This window comes from Bradyrhizobium sp. 190 (genome assembly GCF_023073415.1).
Classification (GTDB): domain Bacteria; phylum Pseudomonadota; class Alphaproteobacteria; order Rhizobiales; family Xanthobacteraceae; genus Bradyrhizobium.
Window position 1 is genome coordinate 311,487 of record NZ_JADPJL010000012.1, and the last position, 8,514, is coordinate 320,000.

3 protein-coding genes, 2 tRNA genes and 2 rRNA genes (1 of these 7 cut by a window edge) are annotated in these 8,514 nt (G+C 59.0%); 4 read left to right on the forward strand and 3 right to left on the reverse strand.

Annotated elements, in window-relative coordinates:
• Nucleotides 1-17: 17 nt before the first annotated feature.
• The 3 genes from IVB22_RS10560 to IVB22_RS10570 all read right to left on the reverse strand — a co-directional run bounded on the left by IVB22_RS10560 (nt 18) and on the right by IVB22_RS10570 (nt 4,241).
• Entirely contained in the window at nt 18-278 is a 261-nt protein-coding gene (locus IVB22_RS10560; protein WP_247517267.1) for a hypothetical protein, read from the reverse strand.
• Nucleotides 279-393: 115 nt separating this feature from the next.
• Nucleotides 394-2,019 carry an SMP-30/gluconolactonase/LRE family protein gene (locus IVB22_RS10565; protein WP_247517268.1) on the reverse strand — a complete coding sequence of 542 codons (1,626 nt, stop codon included), beginning with the start codon at nt 2,017-2,019 and terminating at the stop codon, nt 394-396.
• 152 nt (nt 2,020-2,171) lie between these two features.
• Complete coding sequence (locus IVB22_RS10570) at nt 2,172-4,241, reverse strand: M23 family metallopeptidase (protein ID WP_247517269.1); 2,070 nt, start codon at nt 4,239-4,241, stop codon at nt 2,172-2,174.
• Nucleotides 4,242-5,084: 843 nt separating this feature from the next.
• On the opposite strand from IVB22_RS10570, the gene IVB22_RS10575 reads away from it, so the two are divergent.
• The 4 genes from IVB22_RS10575 to IVB22_RS10590 all read left to right on the forward strand — a co-directional run.
• A 16S ribosomal RNA gene (locus IVB22_RS10575) occupies nt 5,085-6,573 on the forward strand.
• A gap of 208 nt (nt 6,574-6,781) precedes the next feature.
• Nucleotides 6,782-6,858 (forward strand) — tRNA-Ile (locus IVB22_RS10580).
• Nucleotides 6,859-6,915: 57 nt separating this feature from the next.
• Nucleotides 6,916-6,991: transfer RNA gene (locus IVB22_RS10585), tRNA-Ala, on the forward strand.
• A gap of 414 nt (nt 6,992-7,405) precedes the next feature.
• Nucleotides 7,406-8,514 (forward strand): 23S ribosomal RNA (locus IVB22_RS10590) (it continues 1,737 nt past the right edge of the window).
• The 16S and 23S rRNA genes sit together here with 2 tRNA genes alongside, the layout of an rRNA operon.

Sequence of the window (8,514 nt, forward strand, 5' to 3'; positions counted from 1 at the left end):
AACGCCGGATTGTTCGGTCAGGTTTGCTCGGGGGCCGGGATGCCGCCCCTTTCGTCTTCATCCTCGCTCGGATCAAGCTCCGAGAGGATGTCGACGAGTTCGCGAACGCGGCCCGTTGCCAGCGGTTTGCCGGCATTCAGCATCGGCTCGTCATTGGCCAACCAGGCCTGGGCTTCCGCGAGTTCGTCCACGGTCGCGCCGGTTCCAATGATCTGGGCGATGGTCACGTCGTCGGCTCCGCCGACGGCCTTGGCAACGTCCTCACGCGTAAGCTGCATGATGACCTCCATCACTCGGCCATACGCCGCCCGCCGCGCCGGGCAGAGGCGGTTTTGTCCTGCACCATCAACCGGAGCCCGCGGCCGGAGTTCCGGCAGTCGCAGGTCGCGGCGACTACTTTTTCGTGACCTTGTAGATCGCGTTCTCGATATCCGACGAGAAGTAGATCACCCCCGTCGCGCCGACGCCGACGCCGGTCGGGATGTTGCTCGGCAGTCCGCCGGGTGCGGCGGGCAGGCCGATCGGCAGGTTGGCGACAATCTCGGTGATGGCACCATTCGCCGGATCGATCGATACAATCCGCTTGGCGCCGACCTCGGCCACGATCAGTTTGCCGTCAGGCGCCAGCGCGATGCCTTCGGGGCCCTTCAGATCCTTGGCGACCACGGTTTTCTCGCCGTTGGCTTCCACCTTCGACACCTGGCCGGCAAAGGCTTCGGTCAGATAGACCGCGCCGCCCGATCCGGCGGCGAGGCCGACCGGGCCTTCGAGGTTGCCAACGACGACGGTGCGGTCCTTGCCGTGCTCGCCGCTGGCGCGGACCAGCGATTTGCTGCCGAGTTCGTTGACGAGAATGCTGCCGTCGCCAAGCTTGACCGCGTCGTGCGGCGCCTTGAAGCCATGCAGCATCTCCCTGGTCTTGCCGGTCTTGCGGTCGATCAGTTGCACCGTGCCGGTGAACCAGCTCGACAGCAGCACGTCGTCGCCGCTGGCGGTGGCGCTCATCGGATATTCCAGCGTCACGCCGTCGGCGTGCATCCGGGCCGGTTCGGAGACCTCGCCGGTCGCGCCGTCCACGGTGCGGTAAGCGAACACGTCGGCGACGTAGATCGTGTCTTTGCCGCCGTTGGAGACGACGCCGATGCCGCCGGGCAACGCCAGCTTGCCCTTAATGACCTGCTTGGCCGCGCCGGTTTCCGGATCGACCTCCTGAATGCCGTTGTCGGCCATGTTGGAGACGAAGATGCGGTCCTTGTCGTCGATGGCGAGATTGTCGAGCGAGGGCTTGAGCTGCGCGACCATCTTCTTCGCGCCGGTCTTCGGATCGACCCGCACCAACTGGCCGAGCGCGGTGTCGACCACAAAAAGATTGCCCTTCGAATCGAAATTGACAGCGGCCGGTACCTTGAAGCCGTCGGCGACCACGGAGAGCTCGGCCTTGTCGACGTCGACCCTGACGACCTGGCCCTTGAACCACAGCGGGCCGTACAATTTGTCGTCCGGTCCGAATTCGAAGCCGTTGAGGCCGCCCATCTTCTCCATGATCTTGCGTGGCGGTTTCACGCCCTCGACATCGATCTCATAGAGCGCGTCGCCGAGGAACACTTGCGTCGCGTACAGCCTTCCGTCCTTGCGGAACGCGAGTGAGTTGATGCCGGGCAGGCCGGAGGCGAGTTTCTTCACTGCTCCGTCGCCCTTGCGCGAATAGAGATCGCCGGTGAGGAAGGCCGTCCACGCCATGGTGCCGTCAGGCGCAAACGCAATGTCGTCGGACATGCCTTCCGGTGAGGGGACCGCAATTTTCGCCGTGCCGTTATTGCGATCGACCTCGTAGAGCGCGGCACCCGCGACGCTGCCGGCGAACAGGCGACCTGACTTGTCGATCCCGAGTCCGTGCACGCCATGAAACGCCGAGCCCGGAACCAGCTTGGTAATCTCGTAGGTCTGCGCCGACGCGCCGGACGTGTTTCCAAGAACGATCGCCGCAACAGTCGTTGCGAGTGCAAGCCTGCTCATCATGACGCTTCCTTCCACGGATTTTTATGGGAGGCAGTATTTGTCGCAGGGGGCGGTTTGGCAAACGAAACTGTCGGGCGCCCGCGCGGCCGGTGCCATAAAATCCGACACGCGGCGTAAGAAGCCGTGTCCGCTCCCAGGATATTATCGAAGCTTCAGCGGCTGACTTGACGCGTCTGCGGCGCGGCGCCGGCGGCTTCGGAGACGCGGGCCGCACTGCCGCGGTTGTTCATCTGGACATCGAGGCGGTCGCGCTCTTTTTCGAAGCTCGTCATCATCGCGCCTTCGAGCGAGCGGCCGCGCGGCAGCTTGACACGCATCGGATCGACGAAGCGGCCGTTGACCAGGATTTCGTAGTGGACATGGGCGCCGGTCGACATGCCCGTCGATCCGACGAAGCCGATCACCTGGCCCTGGCGCACGCGCTTGCCGGGCTCCATGCCCTTGGCAAACGCCGACATGTGGCCATAGGCGGTCTCATAGCCATTGTTGTGTTTCAGGCGGACATATTTGCCGTAGCCGCCTTCCCAGCCGACTTTCTCGACCACGCCGTTGCCGGAGGCGAAAATCGGCGTGCCGTACGGGGTCGCCCAATCCACGCCGGTGTGCATCTTGGTATAGCCGAGGATCGGATGGCGGCGGCCGCCAAAGCCTGAACGCATGATGGCGTTGTTGACGGGTTTACGCACCAGGAACTTCTTCGCGCTCTTGCCGGTCTCGTCGTAAAAGTCGACGACGGAATCGTCAGGCGTCTGGAACCGATAATATTTCTTGGTCTCGCCGCCGACAGTGAGCGAAGCGAACAGCACTTCCGTCTTTTCGGTGGTGGGTGTGCCTTCGTCGTCGCCGGCGAAGAATACGTCGAAGGAGTCGCCCGGCTGCACCTTGCGCTGGAAGTCGACGTCGTAGGAATAGATGCGGACCATGTCCTCGATCACGGCGGCCGGCACCTTGTTGCGCAGGGCGGTCTCGTAGATGCTCTGGTAAAGCCGGACGCCGCTGCCGTCATCCTCATCGTCATCATCGTCATCCTTGCCGGTAGCGGCCTCGGCGACGGTATTCATGCTCTGCACATCGACGGCGACGTATCTGCCGACGTCCGACAATGCGGCCACGGCTTCGACAGTGGTGTCGTTGGCGACGATCACGCGATAGGGCTGTAGACGGGCGGCGGGGCCGAGCCCCGAGGGCGCCATCAGGATGCGGACCTTCTGGCCTTCCTTCAGGCCGCCGTCGCGGCCGCGGGGGCCAAGGGTCAACGCAACCGCCCTGGCTTCGTCGGGTGTCGCGCCCAGATCGCGCAGGATCGAAGCGATCGTGTCGCCCTTCTTCACAACGTGAACGCGCTCGCCGGACGGATTGCCGCCAGTGATGTGGTCCTTGGTCTTCGGCAGCAACGTGACGTTTTCCGGCACCACGCGGGTTTCAAAGCCGGCATAGGGATCGGAGACGTTGCCTTCGGTGGCGTAGGCGAGCTTGAGATCGGACTGCACGCCGCTGGCGTCGGCTGCGGCATTGGTAAGCGACGTATAGCGGACGCCGCCCGAGCCGCGCCAGTTCGCGGCATCCCGTACCCGCATCAAGACTTCGTCGAGTGCGACCACGGCGGCGAGTTTCGCCTTCGGCAGCACCGTTGCGAGATCCTTGGTAACGAAGGAAACCTCGGCATCGGGTTCGACGGCCTCGGGATTGTTCGGATCCTCGGAAGCGGCCTGCGTCGTGGTGCCGACATCGGTCAGCATGCGCTGGGCGTTGAACGGCGGGATTTTTGAGCTGAGATCGCTCGTCGTCATCGACAGATTGCCGGAGATGCGGACGAACGGCCGCACCCGCATCACGTCGCGGTTGCCGACCCGGGTAACGGTCGATACCCGCTGCACGTTGCGCGAGGCGCTGGATTCGCCGGGCGGGGGCAGGCGGTCGCTTTTGTGCAGGCTGGCGGTGCGATCGTTGGCGCTGAACGCCCCGCGCAACGCGCCTTCGACGCGCTCCGGCACCTTGGCAAAGGTCATTTCGCCGTCGAGCGACGCAAAAACGGCGCCGCCGATGAGGGCCGCGCCGCACAGACCGGTCAGAATAGTGCCGCTAAACCATTGTACGGAGACACGGCGGCGATCGATCACCGCAGCCTCGGAGCCATCGACGGAAAGTGGCGGCTCGTGACCGAGATCGATGATCCCGATCTCGCGTCCATAGCCGCTCCCGCGTGGCGCCTTCTGGCTCAACCCTGTGTCCCCCCAAATTCCATCGACATCCGACAAGACCCTCGCCCGATCCAGACCCACGTTTCCGCCCTTTTGAGGGAGCGATCCCGGAGCATGGCGTTGCCGCACACATGGAAATTCGGGAACTCAGAGGCCGGAAGAAGAACCGGCCGGAGACTCGAACGTCAATGGTGAGCAGATCTCTCGAAGTTTCCTGGCCGCGTGGGAAAGGCGACGGGTTCCTCGAGACCGCCTGTCCCAGGTAGATGAAAGCCGACAGCCCCCACTGGTACCGGCGATTCAATGCATACCTTATAGTCAGAACGTCGCAGGAATGTGGCTCAAGTGCGGCCAAAGGCCCGAAACATAGGGACTTCTTGGCGTCCCAAAAAACTTGCGAGTGATGCGACAATTTGTTGACGATGGGCGTTGACAACCCCGATCGGGCGGGCCTATAACCCGGCCACTGAGCGCGGCGATGCATTGGCCCCCGAGGCCAACGCATCATTTCGCGCCCCGTAAGCTCCTCATTACGATGAGTGACTCAACAGCCGATAACAGTCGGTTGTTATTTGTCGTCGGATGAGGTGTGCGGGAACCTTCCAGAGATGGAGGGGTGGGGTCCAAGCGATCCCGGGCTGTTTGACAAGTGAAGATGAAGAAAGAGAAACGTGGACGGCGGAGTCCTTGCGTAGTCTCGAATGCTTGAAAACTTCGGTTTTCATTTTTCGAGGCTGGACGAAAGACTTCGGCGGTACACGTTTACATAGGTTACACCATCGTCGTCAGCGATGTGAATCGCAGGCGATAAATATGGTGGGACCTCGTCAAACGTTGTGATCAGCCGGTTTAAAGTTTCAAGTCCAACTTGAGAGTTTGATCCTGGCTCAGAGCGAACGCTGGCGGCAGGCTTAACACATGCAAGTCGAGCGGGCGTAGCAATACGTCAGCGGCAGACGGGTGAGTAACGCGTGGGAACGTACCTTTTGGTTCGGAACAACACAGGGAAACTTGTGCTAATACCGGATAAGCCCTTACGGGGAAAGATTTATCGCCGAAAGATCGGCCCGCGTCTGATTAGCTAGTTGGTGAGGTAATGGCTCACCAAGGCGACGATCAGTAGCTGGTCTGAGAGGATGATCAGCCACATTGGGACTGAGACACGGCCCAAACTCCTACGGGAGGCAGCAGTGGGGAATATTGGACAATGGGCGCAAGCCTGATCCAGCCATGCCGCGTGAGTGATGAAGGCCCTAGGGTTGTAAAGCTCTTTTGTGCGGGAAGATAATGACGGTACCGCAAGAATAAGCCCCGGCTAACTTCGTGCCAGCAGCCGCGGTAATACGAAGGGGGCTAGCGTTGCTCGGAATCACTGGGCGTAAAGGGTGCGTAGGCGGGTCTTTAAGTCAGGGGTGAAATCCTGGAGCTCAACTCCAGAACTGCCTTTGATACTGAAGATCTTGAGTTCGGGAGAGGTGAGTGGAACTGCGAGTGTAGAGGTGAAATTCGTAGATATTCGCAAGAACACCAGTGGCGAAGGCGGCTCACTGGCCCGATACTGACGCTGAGGCACGAAAGCGTGGGGAGCAAACAGGATTAGATACCCTGGTAGTCCACGCCGTAAACGATGAATGCCAGCCGTTAGTGGGTTTACTCACTAGTGGCGCAGCTAACGCTTTAAGCATTCCGCCTGGGGAGTACGGTCGCAAGATTAAAACTCAAAGGAATTGACGGGGGCCCGCACAAGCGGTGGAGCATGTGGTTTAATTCGACGCAACGCGCAGAACCTTACCAGCCCTTGACATCCCGGTCGCGGACTCCAGAGATGGAGTTCTTCAGTTCGGCTGGACCGGAGACAGGTGCTGCATGGCTGTCGTCAGCTCGTGTCGTGAGATGTTGGGTTAAGTCCCGCAACGAGCGCAACCCCCGTCCTTAGTTGCTACCATTTAGTTGAGCACTCTAAGGAGACTGCCGGTGATAAGCCGCGAGGAAGGTGGGGATGACGTCAAGTCCTCATGGCCCTTACGGGCTGGGCTACACACGTGCTACAATGGCGGTGACAATGGGATGCTAAGGGGCGACCCTTCGCAAATCTCAAAAAGCCGTCTCAGTTCGGATTGGGCTCTGCAACTCGAGCCCATGAAGTTGGAATCGCTAGTAATCGTGGATCAGCACGCCACGGTGAATACGTTCCCGGGCCTTGTACACACCGCCCGTCACACCATGGGAGTTGGTTTTACCTGAAGACGGTGCGCTAACCGAAAGGGGGCAGCCGGCCACGGTAGGGTCAGCGACTGGGGTGAAGTCGTAACAAGGTAGCCGTAGGGGAACCTGCGGCTGGATCACCTCCTTTCTAAGGATGGTTCTTCAGAAGCTTGCTTCTATCGAACCGTTTTAGAAACATCAGTGGCCAACGATCGTCAGGATTGTTGAGCTGCATTGGCGGGATTTCGCCGTCTACGTTTCTCTTTCTTCGCGGACGAACACGCGCCAGGGGCTTAGCGCTTGTGCGATGCATCTGGCGTGAGTCGGTTGCGCGCCATTGCGGCCTCTCGTGTTAGGGGCTTGTAGCTCAGTTGGTTAGAGCGCGCGCTTGATAAGCGTGAGGTCGGAAGTTCAAGTCTTCCCAGGCCCACCACTTTGATCGAGCGCATTGCGTCTCAATAATCGACGTAAAGCATTCGTCTTCTGGTACGGGGCCATAGCTCAGCTGGGAGAGCGCGTGCTTTGCAAGCATGAGGTCGTCGGTTCGATCCCGTCTGGCTCCACCAGATGGAATTGAAGATCGACAAAGTGGCCTGCTAACAAAGCGCCTTTGAATTCGTCCGCGAAACATCACTTCGCACGCGTTAGTCCGGATGGACAGCGACGTGCGTGATATCTGACATCGTAAAGAGGAGATCGATCCGAGTTTGGGATCTGCAAAAGCAATTTTGCGGAATCTCATTCCTAATCTCCAGATCATTTCGGCGCTCGCTCATCGCAAGATGATTGAGTTGTAAATGATCTTTGTAGCGAAGCTTGACCGCCTCGCTATCGGTTCGATCTTACGAAGCAAGCTGGTCTTTCTAATCATTGTCCGGCCGTACATAGCATTCATCGAGGGTGCGTGTTTTGAGGTTTCGATCTCAAGGCAGTTGTACGGACAACATTCTGCCGAGTGTGTGGACATTGATAATGAGAGCAATCAAGTGCCTTAAGGGTGTTCGGTGGATGCCTTGGCGCTGAGAGGCGATGAAGGACGTGCTACGCTGCGATAAGCCGTGGGGAGCTGCGAAGAAGCTTTGATCCACGGATTTCCGAATGGGGAAACCCACCTTCGATAGCTGGAACTCCAAGATCTCGTATCTTGGGGTTTGAGCAGCAATGTTTGAGACCAAGCCGTGAGGTTTTGGATTTCCAGTTATCAAGTGAAGGTATGAAATCTCCGAATAAAATAGGAGGTTTTAAGCGAACCCAGGGAACTGAAACATCTAAGTACCTGGAGGAAAGGACATCAATCGAGACTCCGTTAGTAGTGGCGAGCGAACGCGGACCAGGCCAGTGATACATCAAAGACAACCGGAACCTGTCAGGAAAGCAGGGCCTCAGAGGGTGATAGCCCCGTACGGGTAATGCGATGATGTATCCTTGAGTAAGGCGGGACACGTGTAATCCTGTCTGAACACGGGGGGACCACCCTCCAAGCCTAAGTACTCCTCAGCGACCGATAGTGAACCAGTACCGTGAGGGAAAGGTGAAAAGCACCCCGACGAGGGGAGTGAAATAGACCTGAAACCGGACACCTACAAACAGACGGAGCCCAAGATACGTTCTGGGTGACGTCGTACCTTTTGTATTATGGGCCAGCGACTTAATTTAACGAGCAAGCTTAAGCCGATAGGCGTATGCGCAGCGAAAGCGAGTCTGAATAGGGCGTCAAGTTCGTTGTATTAGACCCGAAACCTAGTGATCTAGCCATGAGCAGGTTGAAGGTGAGGTAACACTCACTGGAGGACCGAACGGGTGTCTGTTGAAAAAGACTCCGATGACTTGTGGTTAGGGGTGAAAGGCCAATCAAACTGGGAAATAGCTGGTTCTCCGCGAAAGATATTTAGGTATCGCCTCGCATGAATGCTTCGGGGGGTAGAGCACTGGATGGGCTAGGGGGACTTACCGTCTTACCAAACCCAACCAAACTCCGAATACCCGAAAGCAATATGCGGGAGTCACACGGCGGGTGCTAACGTCCGTCGTGGAGAGGGAAACAACCCGGACCTACAGCTAAGGCCCCTAATTCGTGGCTAAGTGGGAA

Bases quoted from the DNA above. Each gene is read 5' to 3' on its own strand.
- IVB22_RS10565 (WP_247517268.1), bottom strand. From the start codon at position 2,019: ATGATGAGCAGGCTTGCACTCGCAACGACTGTTGCGGCGATCGTTCTT.
- IVB22_RS10560 (WP_247517267.1), bottom strand. From the start codon at position 278: ATGCAGCTTACGCGTGAGGACGTTGCCAAGGCCGTCGGCGGAGCCGAC.